This window comes from Mesorhizobium sp. 113-3-9 (assembly GCF_016756515.1).
In the GTDB taxonomy this organism is placed as follows: Bacteria; Pseudomonadota; Alphaproteobacteria; order Rhizobiales; family Rhizobiaceae; genus Mesorhizobium.
Genome location: NZ_AP023246.1, coordinates 4,701,835 through 4,724,447, shown reverse-complemented (window position 1 = coordinate 4,724,447; position 22,613 = coordinate 4,701,835). Strand labels below are relative to the sequence as shown.

General features: G+C 61.4%; 22 protein-coding genes and 1 pseudogene. 12 read left to right on the top strand and 11 right to left on the bottom strand.

What is annotated here, in order from left to right; all coding sequences use genetic code 11:
• Positions 1 to 52 precede the first annotated feature (52 nt).
• The 6 genes from MesoLj_RS23035 to MesoLj_RS23010 form a co-directional block, all read right to left on the bottom strand.
• On the bottom strand, positions 53 to 343 hold the full coding sequence (locus tag MesoLj_RS23035) for a DUF6074 family protein (protein ID WP_202322699.1): 291 nt from the start codon (positions 341 to 343) through the stop codon (positions 53 to 55).
• An 88-nt stretch (positions 344 to 431) separates the two neighbouring features.
• The gene (locus MesoLj_RS23030) at positions 432 to 1,016 is read right to left on the bottom strand and encodes a hypothetical protein (protein ID WP_202322698.1); all 585 of its coding nucleotides are present in this window, start codon (positions 1,014 to 1,016) and stop codon (positions 432 to 434) included.
• Positions 1,017 to 1,206: 190 nt separating this feature from the next.
• Positions 1,207 to 1,554 carry a winged helix domain-containing protein gene (locus MesoLj_RS23025; protein WP_202322697.1) on the bottom strand — a complete coding sequence of 116 codons (348 nt, stop codon included), beginning with the start codon at positions 1,552 to 1,554 and terminating at the stop codon, positions 1,207 to 1,209.
• A gap of 79 nt (positions 1,555 to 1,633) precedes the next feature.
• Positions 1,634 to 1,846, bottom strand: coding sequence for a helix-turn-helix domain-containing protein (locus MesoLj_RS23020; RefSeq protein WP_202327617.1), 213 nt, complete (start codon positions 1,844 to 1,846; stop codon positions 1,634 to 1,636).
• Positions 1,847 to 2,261: 415 nt separating this feature from the next.
• Positions 2,262 to 3,491 (bottom strand): tyrosine-type recombinase/integrase, encoded by a 1,230-nt coding sequence (locus MesoLj_RS23015; RefSeq protein ID WP_202322696.1) that lies wholly within the window; start codon positions 3,489 to 3,491, stop codon positions 2,262 to 2,264.
• 165 nt (positions 3,492 to 3,656) lie between these two features.
• On the bottom strand, positions 3,657 to 5,777 hold the full coding sequence (locus tag MesoLj_RS23010) for a hypothetical protein (RefSeq protein ID WP_210346661.1): 2,121 nt from the start codon (positions 5,775 to 5,777) through the stop codon (positions 3,657 to 3,659).
• 158 nt (positions 5,778 to 5,935) lie between these two features.
• Between MesoLj_RS23010 and MesoLj_RS23005 the strand changes: the two genes are divergently transcribed.
• The 12 genes and pseudogenes from MesoLj_RS23005 to rimO all read left to right on the top strand — a co-directional run bounded on the left by MesoLj_RS23005 (position 5,936) and on the right by rimO (position 16,677).
• The gene (locus MesoLj_RS23005; protein WP_202322694.1) at positions 5,936 to 6,751 is read left to right on the top strand and encodes a transketolase; all 816 of its coding nucleotides are present in this window, start codon (positions 5,936 to 5,938) and stop codon (positions 6,749 to 6,751) included.
• Positions 6,748 to 7,662, top strand: coding sequence for a transketolase family protein (locus MesoLj_RS23000; RefSeq protein WP_140773840.1), 915 nt, complete (start codon positions 6,748 to 6,750; stop codon positions 7,660 to 7,662). Before MesoLj_RS23005 ends, MesoLj_RS23000 begins: the two co-directional genes overlap by 4 nt.
• Positions 7,663 to 7,669: 7 nt before the next feature.
• Positions 7,670 to 8,350: a glycosyltransferase family 2 protein gene (locus tag MesoLj_RS22995; RefSeq protein WP_140773839.1), complete on the top strand. Its 681-nt coding sequence runs from the start codon at positions 7,670 to 7,672 to the stop codon at positions 8,348 to 8,350.
• Positions 8,347 to 9,537, top strand: a complete 1,191-nt coding sequence (locus MesoLj_RS22990; RefSeq protein WP_202322693.1) for a DUF4915 domain-containing protein — start codon at positions 8,347 to 8,349, stop codon at positions 9,535 to 9,537. Before MesoLj_RS22995 ends, MesoLj_RS22990 begins: the two co-directional genes overlap by 4 nt.
• Positions 9,538 to 9,556: 19 nt before the next feature.
• Entirely contained in the window at positions 9,557 to 10,495 is a 939-nt protein-coding gene (locus MesoLj_RS22985; protein WP_202322692.1) for a sulfotransferase, read from the top strand.
• Position 10,496: 1 nt separating this feature from the next.
• Positions 10,497 to 11,501, top strand: a complete 1,005-nt coding sequence (locus MesoLj_RS22980; RefSeq protein ID WP_202322691.1) for an NAD-dependent epimerase/dehydratase family protein — start codon at positions 10,497 to 10,499, stop codon at positions 11,499 to 11,501.
• Between the two features lie 369 nt (positions 11,502 to 11,870).
• Positions 11,871 to 12,668, top strand: a complete 798-nt coding sequence (locus tag MesoLj_RS22975) for a sterol desaturase family protein (protein WP_202322690.1) — start codon at positions 11,871 to 11,873, stop codon at positions 12,666 to 12,668.
• Positions 12,669 to 12,774: 106 nt separating this feature from the next.
• Positions 12,775 to 13,095: pseudogene (locus MesoLj_RS22970) on the top strand (alpha/beta fold hydrolase); the annotation flags it as partial.
• 68 nt (positions 13,096 to 13,163) lie between these two features.
• Positions 13,164 to 13,862: a DUF2161 domain-containing phosphodiesterase gene (locus MesoLj_RS22965; protein ID WP_202322689.1), complete on the top strand. Its 699-nt coding sequence runs from the start codon at positions 13,164 to 13,166 to the stop codon at positions 13,860 to 13,862.
• Positions 13,863 to 13,918: 56 nt separating this feature from the next.
• Positions 13,919 to 14,326 (top strand): DUF930 domain-containing protein, encoded by a 408-nt coding sequence (locus MesoLj_RS22960; RefSeq protein ID WP_181179963.1) that lies wholly within the window; start codon positions 13,919 to 13,921, stop codon positions 14,324 to 14,326.
• 186 nt (positions 14,327 to 14,512) lie between these two features.
• Positions 14,513 to 15,199, top strand: a complete 687-nt coding sequence (locus MesoLj_RS22955) for a TerC family protein (protein ID WP_140773832.1) — start codon at positions 14,513 to 14,515, stop codon at positions 15,197 to 15,199.
• A gap of 164 nt (positions 15,200 to 15,363) precedes the next feature.
• A complete protein-coding gene (gene rimO / locus MesoLj_RS22950) occupies positions 15,364 to 16,677 on the top strand; it encodes a 30S ribosomal protein S12 methylthiotransferase RimO (RefSeq protein WP_202322688.1) in 1,314 nt (437 codons plus the stop codon).
• 77 nt (positions 16,678 to 16,754) lie between these two features.
• On the opposite strand, the gene MesoLj_RS22945 is transcribed toward rimO, so the two are convergent.
• The 5 genes from MesoLj_RS22945 to MesoLj_RS22925 all read right to left on the bottom strand — a co-directional run bounded on the left by MesoLj_RS22945 (position 16,755) and on the right by MesoLj_RS22925 (position 22,608).
• The gene (locus tag MesoLj_RS22945) at positions 16,755 to 17,822 is read right to left on the bottom strand and encodes a BMP family ABC transporter substrate-binding protein (protein WP_140773830.1); all 1,068 of its coding nucleotides are present in this window, start codon (positions 17,820 to 17,822) and stop codon (positions 16,755 to 16,757) included.
• A 50-nt stretch (positions 17,823 to 17,872) separates the two neighbouring features.
• Positions 17,873 to 18,793, bottom strand: coding sequence for an ABC transporter permease (locus MesoLj_RS22940; RefSeq protein ID WP_140773829.1), 921 nt, complete (start codon positions 18,791 to 18,793; stop codon positions 17,873 to 17,875).
• Positions 18,793 to 19,923 (bottom strand): ABC transporter permease, encoded by a 1,131-nt coding sequence (locus tag MesoLj_RS22935; RefSeq protein WP_202322687.1) that lies wholly within the window; start codon positions 19,921 to 19,923, stop codon positions 18,793 to 18,795. Before MesoLj_RS22935 ends, MesoLj_RS22940 begins: the two co-directional genes overlap by 1 nt.
• The gene (locus tag MesoLj_RS22930; protein WP_202322686.1) at positions 19,920 to 21,497 is read right to left on the bottom strand and encodes an ABC transporter ATP-binding protein; all 1,578 of its coding nucleotides are present in this window, start codon (positions 21,495 to 21,497) and stop codon (positions 19,920 to 19,922) included. The genes MesoLj_RS22935 and MesoLj_RS22930 overlap by 4 nt, the downstream gene beginning before the upstream one ends.
• 133 nt (positions 21,498 to 21,630) lie before the next feature.
• Positions 21,631 to 22,608 (bottom strand): quinone oxidoreductase family protein, encoded by a 978-nt coding sequence (locus MesoLj_RS22925; protein WP_202322685.1) that lies wholly within the window; start codon positions 22,606 to 22,608, stop codon positions 21,631 to 21,633.
• Between the last annotated feature and the right edge of the window lie 5 nt (positions 22,609 to 22,613).

Genomic DNA, 22,613 nt, shown 5'->3' with positions numbered 1-22,613 from the left:
CGTTTGCCGGACTTTTGCTGCCCGCCCGCTGGCGCGGGCGAGAACAGTCGGATCATGCTGCGTCGCCATCGTATGGGTGGGCACCGGAAAGCTGTGCGAAAACCGCGTCGGCGAATCCCTGCAACTCGCTCTCGATTAAGGCGGAGGGCAGACCGGCCTTTTCCATCTGAGACCGCATGCCGCCGATGACCTGCTGCCAGTAACGGTCAGCACCCTTTCCGTGCCGGCCGCCGAGGATTTCAGCAGTCCGCCGGATCTTCCCGATCCTCATTCTGGCCGGAAAAGGCACAATCTGGCATGGCGCCGCTCGCCAGGCTGGGACGGCCAGGCCATCAAGGGTCATAGCGTGTCCCCTCACCGGCCAAACTATATATAGCCCTTCGGATTCCCGAAATTGGACGACGCGTTGATTTCCAAGGAGTTGCCATGCGTCACCTCGCGCCGGCCAGACGACGGGTTTCGGGAACCCGAAGCGGAGGCATTTCGGGAACCCCAAGCGAGGATTTAGGCTTGCGACCAACTCCGGCGCGTTTCAGCTTGCGCTGATCTCGGACGGTTTCGACCCACTGTTTCGCTTGCTGGTCAGTGCAACGGCGCCATTCATTTGTTGCCGCCGCCCCTTCGTGGTCGCCATCGAAGGTTAACCGGAAGACGTTCGGATGAGCAGTCCCATTGCCTGCGCGCCCGCGATTGATCTTGAGCAGGCCCTTAAAGTCCAATTCATCAAGCGCGTCGCCTACATACTCTGCAGTTACGCCGTACGATATGAACTGTTCATGGGTGACAATCAGGCGTCCATTGTGCGTTCGTCCGTGGCTGATATGCTCTATCTTAAGCCGGTCGAGTGCGCGACGAGCGTTGGTGCTCAGCGTCCGATAGGCGACAGACTCCAAAAAATCGCGAGTTTCAGCCATCCAGCCGCCCTGGTCGGTTGGCGGCAGAGTATGCTTCTTCACCAGGGAGAACCGTTTGCCACGCTCCGTGCGGCTGTGATCTCTTTCGTTCCGTGACGCCATTATTGAGCCCTCGCACGGATCAAATTTGCCTCTCGCTCGGCGTGTATGGCTTCGGCGATCGACAGGTTGAAAAGCTTACGAATTTGAGGAAGGACGGCGTGCGCTTTGTCGGCGCCGCCTGTCGCCAGCCATTGGGCGGCTTCAGTGATCGGAGCGCTGGCGGCCCCGGTTTGCCGTTTAGCAGCGCCCCTCATGCGGCTTCTGCCGCGCCACCAACCATGGTGACTTCAGTCTTAAGGGAGTAGCGGGAATGAGTACCCGGAAAAGGGCCGCCGTGGCTCTCGCGCGGAGACGAGATGATGAACCCGGCTCGGCGCAGCAAAAAAATGCAGTGGCCAACTCTGATGCCGGCCGGCAGGTCCAGCGTAGTCAGGCCGCGCTTCCCGGCACTGATCAACTGCTTCATCATCCAGGCAGCGCGCCCGTCGAGCTTGACGGTGCGGCCATCTGGCTCGATCTTGACCGTAATGGCGAATTTTCTGTTCGCTGTTTTTGAATGTGAATTAACGGACGCCTTCGCGCCTGCTACAGGCTGCATTGTTCTGTTCCTTTCGATCTCGTGGGGAGAGAGTTCGGTTCAGGATTGGCTTGAGCGGCTTTGGTTTGGCGACCGCCGCTCAAGCTTCTTCCCCTTGGTGGGCTGGTTCAGGGTTTCCCTTCGGCAGGCTATCCAGCCAGGCGTCGGCATCAACTTTGCGGATCAGCGTTTTCCTGCCGGCCTTTCGATATTCCAGCCGACCGGCCTTCATTTCGAGATACGCAGAGTTGCGGCGGATGCCGTAAGCGTCGCAAAAATCGGCGACGGTAAAGGCGTTGGGAGTGGCAGACATTTCCTTCCTTTCGTTCCGTTGAGACATCAACAAATCAACTCGGACATAGTACCAGAATCAGGACTCGACGTCGAACCTGTAAGCGCGCAATACCCGGTTTCCACAGACCTGAATTTTTCCCTTTTGGAACAGTCAGTTATGGGTCGTTGTAACCGAGTTTTTCCACAGGTTATCACCAGCGGTGTTCGCTTTTGGTTCTAGGGGATAGCGTTCGGCAATTTGGCTTGACGCCAAACGACCGAAAGGCCCCACCAGGCTATGCACGGAAAATGGGAAAACCCCGCGTTGCACACGCGATATCGCGACCGGCTCAGATCAAGCCGCGAACGGTCCTCAAACCGGGAACTTCAACACACGCAGCAAATATCCGCTTCTGGGAAAGAGCCGTCAAGAGTCCCACGGACAGCAGCGGAAGTTAAATCTGGTTTCCCCTAACAAGACGCAGGTGTCCGCGCACTGCCGGAGCTTTGAGATAGTTTGCCCATGCAGCCATCAGCTTGCGACGCTTCTCCAACGCATCCTTTCGCCGGTACGCGTTCTCGACCGAGTCGCCGACCCGATGGGCAAGAGCCGCTTCGGCAACCTCCCGAGGGAAAGACGTTTGGTCCCCGCACCAGTCACGGAACGCCGACCGGAAACCATGCGGTGTAAACTCGCCAACCTCCATGCGCCGCATCTGCATTGTCATGGCCATGACCGACAGTTGCACATGTTCCTGGCGCTTGCTCTCGCCTGGGAAAACGTAATCGTTGATGCGAGCTTCGTGGAGAGGCTTAAGTATGCTTAGGGCCGCATCGGTGAGCGGCACGCGATGGATGACGCCCGCCTTCATGCGTTCCGCTGGCACAGTCCAGAGCTTTTCACCGAAGTCGATTTCCGGCCAGACGGCGCCTAGAACTTCGCCGGATCGAGCCGCCGTCAGGATGAGGAAGTCCATCGCCCTCGCCGACATAGCTTCTGAAGCCCGAAGGCGCTGCACGAACGCCGGCACGTCAGTATATGGCATTGCCGCGTGATGCCCGCGAGAAAGCTTCCTCCGCTTCGGCAGCAGGTGTTGCAGGTGCCCGCGCCACAGAGCTGGATTTTCGCCGGACCTATGACCAGCGGCCTTAGCCGCATCAAGAACGCGTTCGATGCGCCCGCGCAGACGTTGCGCCGTCTCGGGCTTCTCAAGCCAGATGGGTTTCAGGATCTCCAAGATGTCGGCCGTGTCGACGGTATCTACAGGCTTAGGACGGATGCGCTTGCAGTATGCGTCGCCGAGGGTCATTTCCCATTGGGCTTTGTGCTTGGCGTTCCGCCAGCCCTTCCCGACCACCGCAATCAAATCGTCAGCACTTTTGCCGAAGGTCGGCTTTTCGGCTTTGACTTCCGTGTCGATCGGTTCGAGCCCACGGCGTAGACGGTCGCGGCAATTAGTTGCAGCGATGCGCGCGTCTTTCAATGACACCGAGGGATAGGAGCCTAAGCCGGCCTCCTTCCACTCACGGTCCTTTCCAGAGCCTTTGAAGTGGACGAAGGTCCAGGATTTGGTGCCTCCCCGCTTCACCATCAGATAGAGCCCGCCGCCGTCACTGTAGCGGCCCGGCTTCATGTCCTTTGCGCGGATAGTTGTCTCAGCAAGCAGGTTGAGCGAGCGGACCAAATCAGCAACTCCGTTCCTAACTTCGGAGCATGATGTTAGCGGATTGGCGCGGATAATGCCAAACAAAGAAAGCCGAAAACCCTTATGATTCAACAGGTTTTAGTTGCGTCAGCAAACGTCAACGGACGTGGGTTTAAATGACACTCCCTCCGCCACAATATTGAGCTATTCGGCGGCCTCATGCAGGCGCATTGCAATCAACCCGACCCCAAGCAATCTTTTGTCTTCAGGCACCACCCTCGATGCGGGTATGGGGCCGCCCTCGGGCCTCAGGTCGATCGTCGTGAAGCCCGTCTGGGGCAGAAGCCGACGGGAAATGACGATGCGTTGCTCTTCCGGGTGCATCGGTTGTGCAACACCCAATGTGGTGATCAGGGTTTGGTTGACGCGCACTTCGACGCGCGGAATTCGGCCGGCATTGTCGGCAAGCTGCAGGATTTTGAGATCCAGGATAAGGTCGTGGCTACCCAGGCCGCGATTGGGCAAAAGTATGCGATGCATCGCGTCCTTGCCCCAACGTCCCCATGGCTCCGGCGAATGCCATCCCCGATCGAGGAGTGGCTCGAGTTCCCCGCCCTTGGCGGCGCTGAGCCATCGATCGAATGGCAACAGCGGTTGCGAACATTCCGAAGTCGGCAAGCGATAGAGGCGGCGAACCGGATCATCGCTGACCAAGCGCGCTCCGGATGCGGTCAGCCGGCTGTCCCACGCCGCGAGTTCGGCGGCACCGTAGCCACGGCGATCGATCAGCACGGCATCGTAGCTGGATGCCAGCTCGGCAAGCGCGCAGGGCCAGTTCGCGACTTTCAGCAGGGCTTGCAGGCGCGACAGGCCATCGCTTCCCGCGAATGCGCCGTAACTCCAGTGTCGGGAACTGCCCGGAGCGCTGAAGATAAAAGGCAAGAAATGATTGTAGGGCGCGAAGCCGCGTATGGCGGGCGATTCAGGCCAGGCCGCTATCGGCAGCTCGAGGATCCGCTGCAGCCCTGCTGAATCCGCCGCGGCCAAAGTCGCGCGAATGCTCGTCATCTCCGCGGCGAAAGCCGGCTCGCGCTGCAAGGCGCGCTGCTGCCGCGCAAAAAGCGCTTCGCTACCGACGCTGTTTACAAATAGCAGCGCAATCAGGCCCGCCGTGGCTGCTACCCCGCCGATCGGGCGGCCGAATCTGAACTGCAGCCAGAGCGTTACACGCTGCCATAGGCCGAGGAACACAAGCAGTGCCGCGAATGCAAAAAAAGGTGAGATCCGATTCTGTGCGCGGATTTCTGGCGCGATCAGCAGATTGAAGATCAATCCCAGACCGAAGGGCACGCAATAGATCATACAGAAGACGAGATACGCGTTGAACATTGGCGCCAGGCCTTCGTAGTCCGGACGGGAACCAGGACTGCGCCTTCGCAGCAGCGATGAACCAAACAGGACAGCCAGCAATGCGAAGGCCGACAGGATGGGACCAGGCCAGGCATCTGTTCCCTCGGCCGTGCCGCGGATTGCCATGTAATCGGAAAGTGCGTTCGGCGTGATGCCGAATTGCTTCAGCCCGAGGACTACGTCGGAAATACGAAAGCCATACAGTGGCTGCTCGGATGCTGTTCTTGCTGCGAAGCTGCCGGCGTTGTCTGGCGCGACCGCGACAAAGAACGCCAGAATCGGCAGCAACGTGACCAACATCACCCCGGCTGGAAGGGCCAAGGCTGGCAAATAGCGCCAGTTTCGTTCCTGTGCAGCCAGGGCCAGACCGGCAAATGCCCAGGTGAGCAGGGCAAAAAAGCTGTAATAGATTCCTGAAGTAGCGATCACCACGCAGCACACGAGCGTGACCGGGTCCCTCACGATGTCGATCAGCGACTGCTTGCGAACAGCCGTGACGATCCTAGGCAGGATCAGGAATGCAAGCGGGGCCGAATAATAGGCGGCTAGATAATCGTGCCCGGTTGAACGTTTGGCGAAATAAGGAATGAATGCAAAAGCGAAAGCGCCCGCGAGGCACCACCAGGGACGAATCTGAAAGGCACGCAGAGCGTGGAATGCGGCTGCGAAGTTCGCCGCGATGATGACGACAAGATACAAATTGGCACCGACGACGACATCACCCGACAGGCGCGTAGCCAGAAATTGCACCACGCGTTCAGTGAGGTCGGTGAACGGAAAGCCGAGCAGATCCAGCCGATCGGGAAAGCCGACGGCATCTGTTCGAAAAATATGTGGCCAATCGAGAAAAAGCCTGCCGTGAAGCAACAGGAAGATGCGATCGCCCCACAATTCGGTCGGGACGTCGAACCTCATGAACGGGACGCCCGCCATGAACCAGGCAAGCAAGATTCCTAAACAGAGAAGAAGTACAGGCCGCCTTTCAAGATCGGCGAGGAATGCGCTAGTGTGTCGTATCATACGAGAGGGCAGCCGCATGATGTCGATCACTACCACGGACATGGCAGGCTGTCATGGAGCCTGATCAGCCACTCGCTGATCAGCAAATCCTGAGTTCGCGGGCTCTCCGCAAGCTGATTCTTGAAGAATCATATCGCGCCCATGTTGGACACATCGGATCGGCGCTGTCCGTGGTGGACCTGCTCGCAGCTCTCTACGGTGGCGCGATACGATTGAAATCGCCGGACGATCCGGATCGTGATCGCTTCATCCTGGGAAAAGGGCATGCCGCCCTTGCGCTATATGCCGCTCTGTTCTTGCGCGGATGGCTTAGCCGCTCCGAGTTGGCAAGCTATTGCGCTGATGATTCCCGATTGGGCGTGCACCCGACCCGTCACCTCCCCGGCGTCGACTTCTCGACGGGCTCGCTCGGTCTTGGTCTGTCGATCGGCGCGGGATCGGCGCTCGCCGCACGCCTGCTCGGCAAGGACCGCCGCACCTATGCCCTGCTGTCCGATGCCGAGTGCAATGAAGGGTCGACATGGGAAGCGGCGATGTTCGCCGGGCATCATCGGCTCGCGAACTTGATCGTCGTCGTCGACGTCAATGGACAGCAGGCGTTGGGCAGGACCGCCGAGATCATGGATCAAAGCCGGATGCCGGAGCGCTGGATGAGTTGCGGGTGGACGGTGCGGGAGGTGGATGGGCATGCGCCCGCGGCCGTTCTCGAGGCGCTTCGCCCGCACCAGCAGGAGCCGCTGGTGGTGTTGGCGCAGACCGTATCGGGGCGTAGCGTTAGTTTCATGGAGGGCGAGGTGCGCTGGCACTACTTGCCGATGTCGGATGAAGATTATGCGATTGCCCTGGCTCAGAGCGAGGCGCTGCCGTGAGGCGCGAGTTCATTGCCAAGCTCTGCGAACTGGCCGCGCGTGATCCGCGCATAGTGCTGCTGACCGCCGACCTCGGCTTCTCGGTCGTGGAGCCGTTTGCCCAGGCGTATCCGGACAGGTTCGTCAATGTCGGTGTCGCCGAACAGAATATGATTGGTGTCGCAACCGGTTTGGCGGAAGCCGGATTTCTTCCGTTCTGTTATTCGATCGCCACCTTTGCAACGTTGCGGCCTTACGAATTCATTCGCAACGGCCCGGTGGCGCACGAACTTCCCGTCCGCATCATAGGCGTCGGCGGCGGCTTCGACTACGGTACGGGCGGCTCGACACATCATAGTCTCGAGGATATCGCGGTCATGCGCGCACTGCCCGGAATGACGGTTATTGCGCCTATCGATGGACCTCAGGCCGCCGCGGCGCTGGAGTGCCTGTGGTCGGTGCCCTCGCCAATCTATTTCAGGCTGGGCAAGGACAGTCCGCAGGTCGCGATTTCGGGTGGCCTGTTCGAACTCGAGCGGGCTCAGACCATGCGTCGAGGCGCCGATGTGCTGCTCATTTCGACCGGTGCCCAGGTTGCGGAGACCATGACGGCTGCCGAGAGACTGGCAAATGCCGGCGTGCAGGCGACGGTGTTGTCAGTGCCTTGTCTTGCGCCTGTGCCATTGGCGGATCTGCGAACAGCACTGGCGGATGCCAGCGCCGTCCTGACGATCGAGGCGCATCAGCAGACAGGAGGACTTGGCTCATTGGTCGCGGAGGTTCTCGCGGAAGCCGGATTGGCAAGACCTTTCCGCCGCCTCGCGGCAACCCTACCCGGCGGGGGCCATGGCGGCAGTGCGGCCTGGCTGATGGAACACAGCGGTTTGACCGCCGACCGCATTTCAGCCGCTGCTCAGGCACTGCTTTTGTAGATTTGCGATGAACCCTACAGTCTCGATCATCCTTCCCGTTCATAATCAGGCCGACCATGTTGTCACCGTGGTTGACGAATACCGTGCCGCTCTGCGTGGTCTTTCGGTGCCCTGGGAAATTATCCTTGTCGAGAATGGGTCGCGTGACGAAAGCGCGGTACGATGTACGGAGTTGGCAACCCATCACGCCAATGTGCGTGCGTTGCGCGCCGATTGCGCCGGTTGGGGGCGCGCCGTGAGGGCTGGTCTGGCAGCGGCCCAGGGAGAGTTCCTATGCTACACGAATTCGGCCCGCACCAGGGGCGATGACCTGCGGCGGGCGCTGGATGCCGGAATAAGCAGGCCGGAAAGTGTCCTCAAGGCTGAGCGAAAGCAAGGCCGGGCATGGCTGCGTGGACTCGGTTCGTGGCTGTACAATCTCGAGGCGAGGCTGTTGTTCGGACTGCGATCGCGCGACATCAATGGCACGCCGAAGCTGTTTCATCGTCGCTTCAAGGCGCTGTTGGACCTGCAGCGCGATGACGATCTGATCGATCTGGAATTCTGCGTGGCCTGTCACCGCCATGGATACTCGATAGTGCCATTGGGCGTGGCATCAGGCCACCGACACGGTGGTCGCTCGACAACCGGATGGCGGACAGCCATGAGGCTTTATCGCGGTGCCTTGCGAATGAGATTGCAGAATTGAGCGACCAGGAGGATCACGCACGCTTCCAGGCCGACCATGAGGCCTGGCGCGACCCGGCCAGTGTCGTGGCGCAGTGGCAAGATGGGGAGGCGGTCCGAAGCAGCCTGCTTGAATCCGAGATAAGCGGACCATGGTGGGATGTTCTTGCCGAGACCGGCCTCACCTTGCTGGTCAGCCGCGAATACGAGCATCTCCTGATGGCGCTCTCGACGGCGTCGGGATCACCTCAGGTAAGTTATTTGCGGCTGCCGCATCCGTCCGGCATCGCCTTCGACGCGGCACGCGCGGAAGTCCACGTCGCAAGCACGCGCAATCCGAACATGTTGTACACGTTGCGACCGGCGGAGCGGCTTCTGCCACGCAGAGACCTCGAGTCAAAGGGCATCGCCGGCCGCGTGCTGATGCCTGCGAGTACCCGGTTCCTGCCTGGCAGCACCTATCTGCACGATCTGGCGATGATCGGCCCTCAACTTCACGGAAGCGCGGTCGGCGACAACGCCATTGTGTCATTTCCGGCGGGCGGCGATCACCAGCGGGTATGGTGGCCGTCATGCATCGAGGGGATCGCGGGCGCTGATTTTGGCCTGAATCATTTGCAGCTTAACGGCATCGCGGCCGGAGAGAGCCTCGCCGAAAGCTATTTCACGGCGTCCAAGGACGATCTTGCCGGCGCGCGGCCAGGCCAGATCGAATTTGCCCCTGAAGGGCGCGGTGTCGTTTTCAGCGGCGCGACCCGATTGCCGATATCGCGAGGATTGACCCGCCCGCACTCGCCCCGCTTCGTCGGCGGCGACTTGTGGGTGGCCAATAGCGGGTATGGCACCGTTGTGAACTGTGGTCGGGATGGCCGCGTCGAGGTCGTCGCGCGCCTGCCGGGCTGGACCAGGGGCCTGTGCGCGCTCGGTGATCTTGCCATCGTCGGCACCTCAAGGATCATTCCGCGCTTTCGCGCCTATGCGCCGGGGCTCGAAGCGGACAAATGCGTCTGCGGACTCCACGCGGTCGACATCAAAAGCGGACGTATCGTGGCCAGCCTGATCTGGCCGGCCGGCAACCAGATTTTCGCGATCGAGGCCGTCCCTTCGTCGATGGTCGATCGCCTTCCGTTTGATGCCTTTGATCGGATGCCTGACGCGGAGCACGCGCTGTTTTATGCGTGGCAAGCCGTGCCCAAGCCGTCCCAATGAATAACGTCGAGAGGAATTGATGACCGACGACTTCCGCTTGCTGATGCTCGGCGCCATGTATGAGAATGGCGGAAACACCACACATCGGTTTCTTGACGGCCACCCGGAGCTGTTCGTCTATCCGTTCGAGTCGCAGATCGGCACGCGGTTCGTCAGTGATGCCTTGACCTCGCTGTTCCCGGTCAAATACCGCTGGCCAGTCTTCCCGCTCGATGCGAGTCCAATGGACGACTACAGGCTGATCATCGACGAAGAATGCAAAGTGCGTGCGCGGACGCCACACGTCAGCAAGTTTCGTGACATGGCCTTCGACTTCAACGACGATGCCCGGAGCGATCGATACATCGAGTGCGTGAAGGCTAGCGGGCGCAGCGCCGCGAACAACGTCGCGGCCTTCTTCAGGTCTACATTCGATAGCTGGAAAGACTATAACCGCAGCGGCCGCGAGAAGGTTTATGTCGGCTACAGTCCGATCATCACGGTGGACTCCGAGGCAATTCTCGCCGCAATGCCCACCGCTCACATGATGCATGTGGTGCGTAATCCGTTCTCTGCCTACGCCGATACAAAAAAGCGGCCGGTTCCCATGCGCCTGTCGGACTATATGCGGGCGTGGTGCCTGAACCAATACCATGCCCTGCTTGCGCGGCATCGTCATCCAGACCGGGTTCACATCGTGAGGCTGGAGGATACTTTGTCCGACCCGCGCAAGGCTCTGGCGCCGGTTCTGTCCGCGCTGGGCATCGAGGATCACGTCGCGCTTTCGGCGCCGTCATGGAACGGTCTGGCGTTGCGTGAAGTCTACCCTTGGGGAACGATCCGCCGTGCCACACCGGAAGCCAATCGGGCGACAGCCGCGGAACTCTCTGTCCAGGAGCATGCGGCGGTGGCGCAGGCCGCCTGGCAATATCTCGATGTCTTCGACTATGGAGACTTCGCCGGAATGCGAGCCGTCTGAGATGCAACGCGCCGTTGTGACGGGCGGCAGCGGTTTTGTTGGCGCGAGTTTGGTCAGACGGCTGCTGTCGATGGGGTGGTATGTCGATCTGCTGCTGCGCCCGGGCTACGCGACGTGGCGTATCCCCACACAACAGCCGCAGCTTTCGACGCATGTGGTCGATCTGACGGACGCTTCGTCGGTGGAGGTGCTGTTGCATCGATTGCGCCCCCGCTACGTGTTCCATCTGGCTGCGCACGGCGCATATTCATGGCAGACAGACGCAGCCAGGATTGCGCGTACAAACCTGGAGGCCACCCGCGCATTGGCTCTTGCCGCGCTCAAGGCGGACGTCGAGGCATTCGTGCATACAGGCAGTTCGCTGGAGTACGGCCGCAAGAGACACCCCCCCTCCGAGGACGAGCCAACCGAGCCGGAAGGGGCCTATGCCGTCTCCAAGGCCGCGGCGACCGCGTTCTGTCGCGATCTCGCGCGAAAATCCGGCATTCGTATGCCGACGCTTCGTCTCTATTCGATCTATGGGCCATGGGAAGAGCCGCGACGCCTTGTGCCGTCACTGCTTGTTCATGCAACAGCCGGGAAATGGCCGCCGCTTGCCAATCCCAACACGGCTCGTGATTTCGTCTGGGTCGAAGATGCGATCGACGCCATGCTCATCGCAGCCAGCCGTCCGCCGGCGGATCCTGGGGCAATATTCAACATCGGCACCGGTAGACAAACCACACTGGGAGAAATCGTCGATATCGTGCGCGCCATGACAGGTTGCGAGGCTGAACCGCATTGGCAGAGCATGCCTGATCGAGGCTGGGACACGGACATCTGGCAGGCTGACACCCGACACGCCGCGACAGAGCTGGGCTGGACCGCGCAAACGCCATTGCGCACCGGTTTGCGGGAAACGGTTCAATGGTTGGGGAAAGATCGCGATCGTCTCGATTTCTATAGAGCAAACCTTGATCTGGCAGACAGACGGCATCGACAACCGCCGGCGTCGGACCGCGGATAGAACGGGCAATCGCGCTGGACGGCTTCACTTTCGACCCATCGTCGGTTGCGCGACAACGATCATGTCGGTTTGTCGGGCGGCGTATCCCTGGCGATGGGCGCGTGGTTCCTGAAATAGAAAACCCCGCCGGCAGGGAACCGGAGGGGTTAGTCCTGGGAGGACGCGCGACGCGCTGCGTTCGCCACCGCGCGCTACAAAGATATCGCCCGGTTGCGACGCTGGTGTGACATGCCGGCGGGCGCATCCCTCACCTGCCCGGCTGCAAAGACGAAAGTCCGGCATCAAGCCTTTGGAAAGGAGAAATATGGTTCTGTCAGAAGCTGAAGTGCGAGCGGGTGCCGACCAAGGCTGGGCTATAGAGGCGGGCGAATGGATATTTTTGGCATCAAGGCGCTGTTGATCTCCGCGTTGATATTCATTCCGTTCGAACATCTGTTCCACGAGCGGCCCCAGAAGACCTTCCGCAAGGGCTTGGGTGTCGATCTGATCTATGTGCTGTTCAACGGCTTCATCGTAAAGGTAGCCATCGTCCTGATAGCGGCCTACACCCTTGACGCCGCCGCAATCGTGGTCCCGCAATCGATGATGCGCGCCGTCGGCGGTCAGCCCGTCTGGTTGCAGGTCGCGGAAATCATCTTGATCACCGACATCGGTGTCTATTGGGCACACCGGGCCTTCCACAAAATCCCTGCGCTCTGGAGGTTCCACGCGGTACATCACGGCATTGAGGAACTGGACTGGCTCGGCGCTTTCCACTCCCATCCGGTCGACGCGATTGCCACAAAGGCGATATCGCTGACGCCGATCTTTTTCCTCGGATTCTCCGAAGCCTCGATCGCCGCCTTCTCGGTCATATATTTTTGGCACACGCTGCTTGTGCATTCGAACCTGCGGATTCCGTTTGGCCCCTTGAAGTGGCTGATCGCCAGTCCGCAATTCCATCGCTGGCACCATGCCAATCAGCGCGAGGCTTATGACAAGAACTTCGCCGGCCAACTCCCCCTCCTCGACATGGTGTTCGGCACCTACAATGCCACCGGCAACAAGGTGCCGGAAAAATACGGTGTCGATGATCCGATCCCGTCCAGCTATTTCGGTCAGGTCGGCTACCCGCTCGTGCCTCGCGGCAAGCGATCGAAACGGGCGGTGGCGAGCACGGAAGCCTGACGGCTAATATCAATGGCGACTGCCATCTGCTGCTCGAAATGGCGCTGTCGCCTGGTAGCGGAGATCGCGTCGCGGGTTGGTTTTGGCGGGCACCAGCAATAGTCATAGGTGTTTCGCGTTGGCCTCGATGCGTGAACTATCGGCAACGCCGGGCCAGTTCGACGCATTCGTCAAAGCCGTCGGCCTGATGATGAAGACCGAACCCAATTATTCCGCCGCCGACATGGCGCGGACGCGCGTGCCCGTGGCGATCGTTCAAAGTGAACATGACGAGTTCATCAAGCGGGAGCACGCGAACTATCTGTCCCAAAACGTCCCGGCGTCGGAACTGATCGTCCTGCCTGACGTCAGCCATTTCGCACCGCTGCAACGCCCCGGGCTGTTCAACAGCGTGCTCTTGGCCTTCCTCGGAAATATTCATTCCTGAGCATCCGACCACGCTGCGCTCCCTGAAGCGGGAAGGCTTTTTGCCTCGAATCGGCTAAGCCTTGGGGCATGAACGAGACCTCCCTTTATGCGCCGGTGAAGCGGTTCCTCGAAACTCTCGACTTCGTGGTGAAGGGGGAGATTGGCGGCTGCGACATCGTCGCGTTGCGCGAGGGCGAGCCGCCGATTGTCGTCATCTGCGAGCTGAAATTGCAGTTCAACCTCGAACTGGTGCTGCAGGGCGTCGACCGCGCGGCCGCTTGCGACGAAGTGTGGCTGGCGGCGCGTATGTCGGCACGAGGCAAGGGACGCGAAAGCGACGCCCGGTTTCGCAACCTCTGCCGCCGGCTCGGTTTCGGCTTGCTCGGTGTGACCGCGAATGACAAGGTCGAAGTGCTTGTCAGCCCGGCCGCGCCTGAGCCACGCAGGAATGCGCGGCGGCGCTCTCGCCTTGTCGACGAACACCAGCGCCGCCGCGGTGATCCTGTCGCGGGCGGAGGATCGCGCAATCCTATCATGACCGCCTACCGCCAGAGCGCCCTCACCTGTGCCGCCGCGCTTGTCCACGGACCCAAACGGCCGCGCGACCTGAAGGCGCTGACGCCGATCGCCCCGAAAATCCTGCAGCACAACGTCTATGGCTGGTTCGCGCGCGTGGACCGCGGCCTTTATGATCTCACGGATGCCGGCCGCGCCTCGCTGGTGCGTTGGCCGCAGGCCTCGCACGAGGATGTCCGACACGAGATTTTGATTGCGTCGACCCCCTGAATGCCGCCGCATGACCGGCATGAAACGCCCCTGTTGGTTGATTTTTCAGACAAAATATGCTGCTTGTCCCGCCCATGAAGACACTCTGCATGATGGCCATGGCGTCCCTGACGCTAGCTTTCCCGGCCAGCGCAATGGACAACGCCTTGCGTGCCGGGCTGATGAAACTTGATCCGCAAACACGCCTCGAGCAGCGGTGCGATGCCGAAATCCTGGACCGGATCACCCACGACGATCGCAAGTTCAAGGCCGACCGTGTTGTCGCCTACGCCTTCGCCACGCCTGAGATGAGCGCCGATGCGATCAGGAGCCCCGGTGCGGCGTTCCGCAGCAAGGGGCAATGGTACCGGCTGAAGTTCAAATGCCAGACGGGGCCGGACCATATGGAAGTTCTCCAGCTTCGTTACCGGATCGGCGATGAGATTCCAGAAGCCGACTGGGCAAAATACAATCTCTACGACTAGTTTTTTCGCGGGCTTGTGTCGGCTTCGGTTCACGAGCCGGCGGCGGCTGAAAATCTCCTGTAATGCCACTGCCACGAAAGTGGTTTTCCAGCGTTGTCCAATGCGGCGCCTTGACGGCAGCGGACCATGCCTTTAGGCCCGTCGCAATAGTCGACGACGAACACTCGGCGAAGGGCTTCCAGGTCGATGGAAATATTTACCGCCGCAGGCCTATCGGCCCTTCTTCAGGTCATTGCCATCGATCTTGCGCTTGCGGGCGACAATGCCATCGTCATCGGCCTCGCCGCGGCCGGACTGCCGGCCAGCCAACGCAAACGGGCCATTCTCGTCGGCATCGCCGCGGCCACCGTCCTTCGCATTTTCTTCGCCTTGATCACGCAATGGCTGCTCACCATCGGGCCCATGTTGCTTATCGGCGGCGGCCTGCTCTTGCTGTGGGTCTGCTGGAAGATGTGGCGTGAATTGCGCGTCAGCCACGAGCAGGAGCGTGACGCCACGGAAGCGCTATCGAACGGCGACTTCGACAAGGATGGGGTCATCGGCGGCAAGGGGCCAAGCAAGACCTTCTCGCAGGCAGCCTGGCAGATTGTCATTGCCGACGTTTCCATGTCGCTCGACAATGTTCTGGCCGTAGCCGGCGCGGCCATGAACCATCCGACGGTGCTGATTGTCGGGCTGGCCCTGTCGATCGCCCTGATGGGCTTTGCCGCATCGTTCGTCGCGCGCCTGCTCCACAAATACCGCTGGATTGCCTATCTCGGCCTGGTGATCATCCTCTATGTTGCGGTCAAAATGCTGCTTGACGGGGCCGTGCAGCAATTCCCCGAAAACTTCGCTTTCCTGGCACCCTGGTTCGGATCCGGAGGCCACTGAGCCATCCTTATGGCGCGGATCGGCCTGTCGGCCGGTTTGCTTGATTGTGGAAGCCATGCTATTGCGCCGCGCGTATTGGCTCCAGCCACGCGCCACAGACCGACATTTACAGCGACTTGAGGCCGGATCAGCGTTCGGCCCGTACCCCCATTGGAAACTAGCCTATGTCCGCCCCTCGCGTCAGTTTTGTCAGCCTTGGATGCCCGAAGGCGCTCGTGGATTCCGAGCGTATCATCACGCGCCTGCGCGCCGAAGGCTATGAGATCGCCCGCAAGCATGATGGCGCTGATCTCGTTGTGGTCAACACTTGCGGTTTCCTGGATTCCGCCCGCGACGAGTCGCTCAATGCCATCGGTTCCGCGCTTTCGGAAAACGGCAGGGTCATCGTCACCGGCTGCCTTGGTGCCGAGCCGGACGTGATCCGCGAGAAGCACCCCAACGTGCTGGCGATCACCGGACCGCAAGCTTACGAGAGCGTGATGGCCGCCGTGCATGAGGCAGCCCCGCCTTCGCACGATCCCTATATCGACCTGCTGCCGCCGCAAGGCGTCAAGCTGACGCCGCGCCACTATGCCTATCTGAAGATCTCGGAAGGTTGCAACAACCGCTGCACCTTCTGCATCATTCCCGCCCTGCGTGGCGATCTCGTTTCGCGCCCGGCCGCCGACGTGCTGCGCGAGGCCGAAAAACTGGCCAAGGCCGGCGTCAAGGAACTCCTCGTCATCTCGCAGGACACCAGTGCCTACGGCATCGACATCAAGTACCAGACGTCGATGTTCGGCGATCGCGAAGTGCGCGCGAAATTCCTCGATCTCTCGGAAGAACTGGGCAAGCTCGGGATCTGGGTGCGCATGCATTACGTCTACCCCTACCCGCATGTCGCCGACGTCATCCCGCTTATGGCCGACGGCAAGATCCTTCCCTATCTCGACATCCCGTTCCAGCATGCTTCGCCGCAGGTGCTGAAGAACATGCGGCGTCCGGCGCATGGCGAAAAGACGCTCGAACGCATCCGCGGCTGGCGCGACGTGTGCCCCGACCTCGCCATCCGCTCGACCTTCATCGTCGGCTTCCCCGGCGAGACGGACGAGGATTTCGAGATGCTGCTCGACTGGCTGGACGAGGCCAAGATCGACCGTGCCGGCTGCTTCAAATACGAGCCGGTCAAGGGTGCCCGTTCCAACGACCTCGGCCTCGAACAGGTTCCGCAGGAGGTCAAGGAAGCACGCTGGCACCGCTTCATGCAGCGCCAGCAGAAGATTTCGGCGACGCAGTTGGCCAGGAAGGTCGGCAAGCGCCTGCCGGTGCTGATCGACGAGGCGCACGGCACCTCGGCGAAGGGCCGCACCAAATACGACGCGCCCGAGATCGATGGTTCGGTCCACATCCAGTCGCGCCGCCCGATGCGTGCCGGCGACATCGTCACGGTGAAGATCGAGCGTGCCGACGCTTATGATCTCTACGGTTCGGCCGTCTGAGCCTTCCGTCCATTTCTCCAGGCACATAAAAAGGGCGCCTCGCGGCGCCCTTTCCTATTCGAAACGTGGTGCGCAGCTTACTGCGGCAGCTTGTCGTCGACGCCCTTCACGTAGAAATTCATGCCGAGCAGCGTGCCGTCGTCGGCGACCTCGCCGTCCTTCAACCACGCCGAGCCGTCCTGCTTGGCGATCGGTCCGGTGAAGGGGTTCCAGCCGCCGGCGATCTTCTTCTCGGTCGCCTCGGCCATCGCCTTCACATCGTCGGGCATGTTGGTGTAGGGCGCGAGCTTCACCGCGCCGTCCTTGATCCCGAGCCAGACATTGTCCGGCTTCCAGGTGCCGTCTATGGCTGCCTGCACGCGGCTGATGTAATAGGGACCCCATTCGTCGGTCAGCGAGGTCATCTGCGCATTCGGCGCGAACTTGATCATGTCGGACGACTGGCCGAAGCCGTGCAGCTTGCGCTCCTCGGCCACCTGCAGGGCAGCGGTCGAATCGGTATGCTGGACGATGATGTCGGCACCCTGGTCGAACAGCGCCTTGGCGGCGTCGGCTTCCTTGCCCGGGTCAAACCACGAGTTCACCCAGACGATCTTGGCCTTGAAGTTCGGGTTGATCGACTGCGCGCCGAGCATGAAGGAGTTGATGCCCATCACCACTTCGGGAATCGGGAAGGAGACGATGTAGCCGGCGACGCCGGACTTCGATTCCTTGGCGGCGATCTGGCCGAGTACGTAGCGGCCTTCATAGAAGCGGGCATTGTAGATGCCGAGATTGTCACCGGTCTTGTAGCCGGTGGCGTGCTCGAACATCACCTTGGGAAACTTCTTGGCGACCTTCACTTCGGCGTCCATGAAGCCAAACGACGTGCCGAAGATGATCTTGCAGCCTTCGCGTGCCAGGCGCTCAAAGGCGCGGTCGGCATCGGGGCCTTCGGAGACGTTCTCCAGATAGGCGGTCTCGACCTTGTCGCCGAGCGCTTTCTCGACCTCAAGGCGGCCCTGGTCGTGCTGGTAGGAGTAGCCGAAATCGCCGATCGGGCCGGTATAGACCCAGCAGGCCTTCAACTTGTCGGCAGCCTCTGCGGACGCGGCCAGCGACAATGCCGCTGTCGTCGTCATCAGGGCAATAAGCAGTTTTTTCATTGTGTTACCTCTCTGTGTTAAGCCTTGGAGCTTCCCGTTTGTTATTATTGTCAACGATCCGGAACGAATGGCTGCCCCAGGGATGCCGGCGTGTTCATCATCGTCAGACGCTTGTTGCGCGAGATTAGAACGAGAACCACGACGGTTGCCAGATAGGGCAGAGAAGAAAGCATCTGCGAAGGCACGGGAATGCCAAAAGCCTGTGCATGAAGCTGGCCGATCCACACCGCGCCGAAGATGTAGGCGCCGGCCAGCACGCGCCACGGCCGCCACGAGGCGAACACAACGAGAGCCAGAGCGATCCAGCCGCGGCCCGCGGTCATGTTCTCGACCCATTGCGGCGTGTAGACCAGCGACAGATGGCCGCCGGCCAGACCGGCACAGGCGCCGCCGAAGATGACCGAGAGATAGCGGTAGCGGATGACCTTGATGCCGAGCGCGTGCGCCGAAGCATGGCTGTCGCCGATAGAGCGGAGTGTCAGGCCAGTACGCGTCTTGAACAGGAACCACATGACGGCGGCGGTCAGCGCGATCGAGATGTAGAAGATCGGATCCTGGCCGAACAGCAGCCTGCCCACGACCGGGATCGAGCTGAGGCCGGGAATGTCGAGATTGGGCAGCCTGACGCCGGGCTGGCCGACAAAGCTCGTTCCGATCATGCCGGAGAGGCCGAGGCCAAGCAGCGTCAGCGACAGGCCGGTCGCCACCTGATTGGTGGCCAGCGACAGCGTCATGACCGCGAACAGCAGCGAGAACAGCGCGCCCATCGCGATTGCCGCCAGAAGGCCGATCCAGGGCGATCCGGTCAGGTAGCCGGCCCCGAACCCGCCGACCGCGCCCATGATCATCATGCCTTCGACGCCGAGATTGAGCACGCCGGAGCGTTCGACCACCAGTTCGCCGATCGCCGCGATCAAAAGCGGCGTCGCCGCCGTGGCGATGGTCAGGAGGATGTTGACGGTGATGTCCATCAGCGGGCTTCCTTCAACTTCGGCGCGGCTTCGAGCGGTGCCGCGCCCTGCGGCTTGATCAACGACAGGCCGATCAGCCGGATGCGGTAGTGGATGAGCGTGTCGCAGCCGAGCACGAAGAACAGCAGCATGCCCTGGAACACCCTCGCCACCTTGTCTGAAATGCCGAGCGCGCTTTGCACCGCTTCACCGCCGAGATAGGTCAGCGCCAGAACCAGGCCCGCGGCGACGATACCGAGCGGGTTCAGGCGTCCGAGGAACGCCACGATGATGGCCGTGAAGCCGTAGCCGGGAGAAATCACCGGCTGCAACTGCCCGATGGCGCCGGAGACTTCCGAAATGCCGGCAAGGCCGGCCAGTGCGCCCGACAGCAGGAAGGCGAAGAACACCATGCGGCTGAGACCGAAGCCGGCGAAGCGCCCTGCCCTCGGGCTGGAGCCCAGCACGCGGACCTCGAAGCCCTTGAGCATGCGGCCCATCAGGATCCAGATCAGCACCGCGGCAACCAGCGCGAACACAAAACCCCAGTTGGCGCGTCCGGCGTCCGGCATCAGTTCCGGCAGGACCGCCGAATCGCCGAACTGGATCGTCTGCGGGAAACCATGGCCCTGCGGATCGCGCCATGGGCCGCGCACCAGCCAGTCGAGGAAGAGTTGGGCGACATAGACCAGCATCAGGCTGGTCAGGATCTCATTGGTGTTGAACCGGGTCTTGAGCAAGGCCGGGATCGCCGCGTAGGCGGCACCGCCGACCATGCCGAGCAGAAGCATCAGCGGCAGCACCAGCGGGCCTTCGAACTGAGGAAACAGAACCGGAATGGCCGAGCCGAAGATGGCGCCGAAAATGAACTGGCCTTCGGCACCGATGTTCCAGATGTTGGCCTTGTAGCAGACCGACAGGCCGACCGCGATCAGGATCAGCGGCGCCGCCTTGATCGCCAGCTCATGCAATTGCCAGACCTGACTGATCGGCTCGATGAAGTAGATCCGGAACGCGGTCAGCGGATTGACGCCGAGCAGGGCGAACATGATGGCGCCGGCGATAATGGTGAGCGCGAAGGCGATGAACGGTGACAGCATCGAAAACAGCGCCGAGCGCTGCGGGCGTTTGACGAGTTCAAGGCGCATCATGCCGTCTCCAGCGTGTGTTCGGCGTGGCCGGGCTCGGCGCCGCCCATCAGCAGGCCGACCTTCTCGAAGGTCGCCTCGGCGATCGGCATCGGCTTGGACAATTCGCCATTGTGCATGACCGCGATGGCGTCCGATATCTCGAACAGCTCGTCGAGATCCTGGCTTATCACCAGAACCGCCGAGCCGCTGCGCGACAGCTCGATCAAGGCTTGTCGGATATGGGCGGCTGCACCGGCATCGACGCCCCAGGTCGGCTGGTTGACCACCATGACGCTTGGGCGGCGGTCGAGTTCGCGGCCGACGATGAACTTTTGCAGATTGCCGCCCGAAAGTGCGGCCGCTTCCGGGTCCGGCGCGCTCTTGCGCACATCCATCGCCACGATGATGCGTTGAGCGGCAGCGTAGACGGCGCCGCTTTTGACCATCCCGCCAGCGCCGACAAAGGCCCTGCCGTCAGTGGCGTGGCGCGACAGCAAAAGATTTTCCGAGAGTTTCATGCGCGGCGCGGCACCGTGGCCGAGGCGCTCCTCCGGCACGAAGGCGGCACCAAGAAGGCGCCGTCCGGTGATGGTGAGACCGCCTGCATCCTTGCCCCGGATACGCACCGAGGCGGCATCCTGCTGCAAGACCTCGCCGGAAACGGATTCGAAGAACTCGCCCTGGCCGTTGCCGGCAACACCGGCAATGCCGATCACCTCGCCGGCGCGGACATTCAGGCTGATGTTCTTGAGCGGAATCGAAAACGGCGTTGCCGGCTTGCGGCTGAGGCCGCGGATTTCGAGCAGCGGCTGCGCGGTTTCGATCCCCTCGACCGGCGCGCGCACCACGGCCTGCACTTCGTTGCCGACCATCATGCGGGCGAGCGAGGCGGCTGTCTCCTCGCGCGGATTGCAGTGACCGACCACCTTGCCATGCCGCAACACGGTGGCGCGGTCGCAGATCCGTTTGACCTCTTCCAGCCGGTGCGAGATGTAGAGGATCGATTTGCCTTCCGCGCGCAGCCGCTCCAGCGTCTCGAACAGCTTGTCGGCTTCCTGCGGCGTCAGCACCGAGGTCGGCTCGTCAAGGATGATGAGCTGCGGCGTCTGCAGCAGGCAGCGGATGATTTCGATACGCTGGCGTTCGCCGACCGACAGGTCGCCGACCAGCGAGTCCGGATCGAGCGGCAGGCCGTAGCTGTAGGAAAGCGCCCTCGCCTTCGCGGCGATGCTGCTGATCGGCGAGCCGTCATCGAGCGACAGCGCGATGTTCTCGGCCGCGGTCAGCGCCTCGAACAGCGAAAAATGCTGGAACACCATGCCGATGCCGAGCTTTTTGGCGGCACCCGGGCTGATGATGCGCACCGCCTGGCCGTTCCAGAAAATCTCGCCGGAATTGGGCTCCAGCGAGCCGAACAGCATCTTGACCAGCGTCGACTTGCCGGCTCCGTTCTCGCCGAGTAGCGCGTGGATTTCGCCCTTGGCGATGTTGAGGTCGACATGATCGCACGCGGTCAGCGTGCCGAATATCTTGGTCAGGCCACGAACCTCAAGCAGGTTCGCCCCATCATGATCTGCACTCACAGTGCCTCCCATCTGGTTCGCCAGATATGTTCTGTGTTCCCGCAAGCATGGTAGGCGCCGCCGGCTCTCAACGGAAAGCGGCACGCGTCTTGAAAGAGCTTCAAGAATTTCAGCGGAAATTCAAGGGATAACAAGGCAGGCGGGACTAAGGAACGAGAATAGTCGTCCCCGTTGTCCTGCGGCCTTCAAGATCCGAGTGTGCCTTGCCCGCATCCTTGAGCGCATAGCGCTGGTTGATCTTGATCTTAACGACGCCGCTGAGCACCACCTCGAACAGCGCGGCCGCGGAGGCATCGAGGTCCTCGCGTTTTGCGTTGTAGACGAACAGCGTCGGCCTTGTGGCGAACAACGAACCCTTCTGCGCCAAGAGCGACATGGAAAATGGCGGGATCGGTCCCGAGGACTGGCCAAAGCTGACGAACATGCCGAGCGGCTTCAGGCAGTCGAGCGAAGCCGGAAAGGTGTCGTTGCCCACCGAATCGTAGACGACGTCGCATTTCCTGCCGCCGGTGATGGCGGCGACGCCGGCGACGAAATCCTGCTCTCTGTAGTTGATGACATGGTCGAAGCCGTGCGCCCTGGCGAGTTCGATCTTGTCGGTCGAGCTTGCCGTGCCGATGACGGTCGCACCGAGATGTTTCGCCCATTGGCCGAGAATGAGCCCGACGCCGCCGGCAGCGGCATGGAACAGGATCGTGTCGCCTGCTTTCACCTTGAAGGTCCGGCGCAGCAAATATTCGGCCGTCATGCCCTTCAGCATCATCGCGGCGGCCTGTTCGTCGCTGACGCCGTCCGGAACCTTGACGACCCGGCTGGCATCGATGACGCGTTCTTCGGCATAAGCTCCCGTCGTCACGGCATAGGCGATCCGGTCGCCCGGCTTCAGCCAATCGACGTCCTGCCCTACCTCCAGCACCACGCCGGCGGCCTCGCTGCCCGGAATGAGCGGAAAACCTCCGGGCGGCGGATAGAGACCGGAGCGATGATAGACGTCGATGAAGTTGAGGCCGATGGCCGTATGCCTGACCAGAATCTGCCCGGAACCTGGCTGGCCGGGATCGACGTCATCATAGGTCAGAACTTCCGGACCGCCATGGGCGTGGATACGGATCGCTTTGGACATGGATT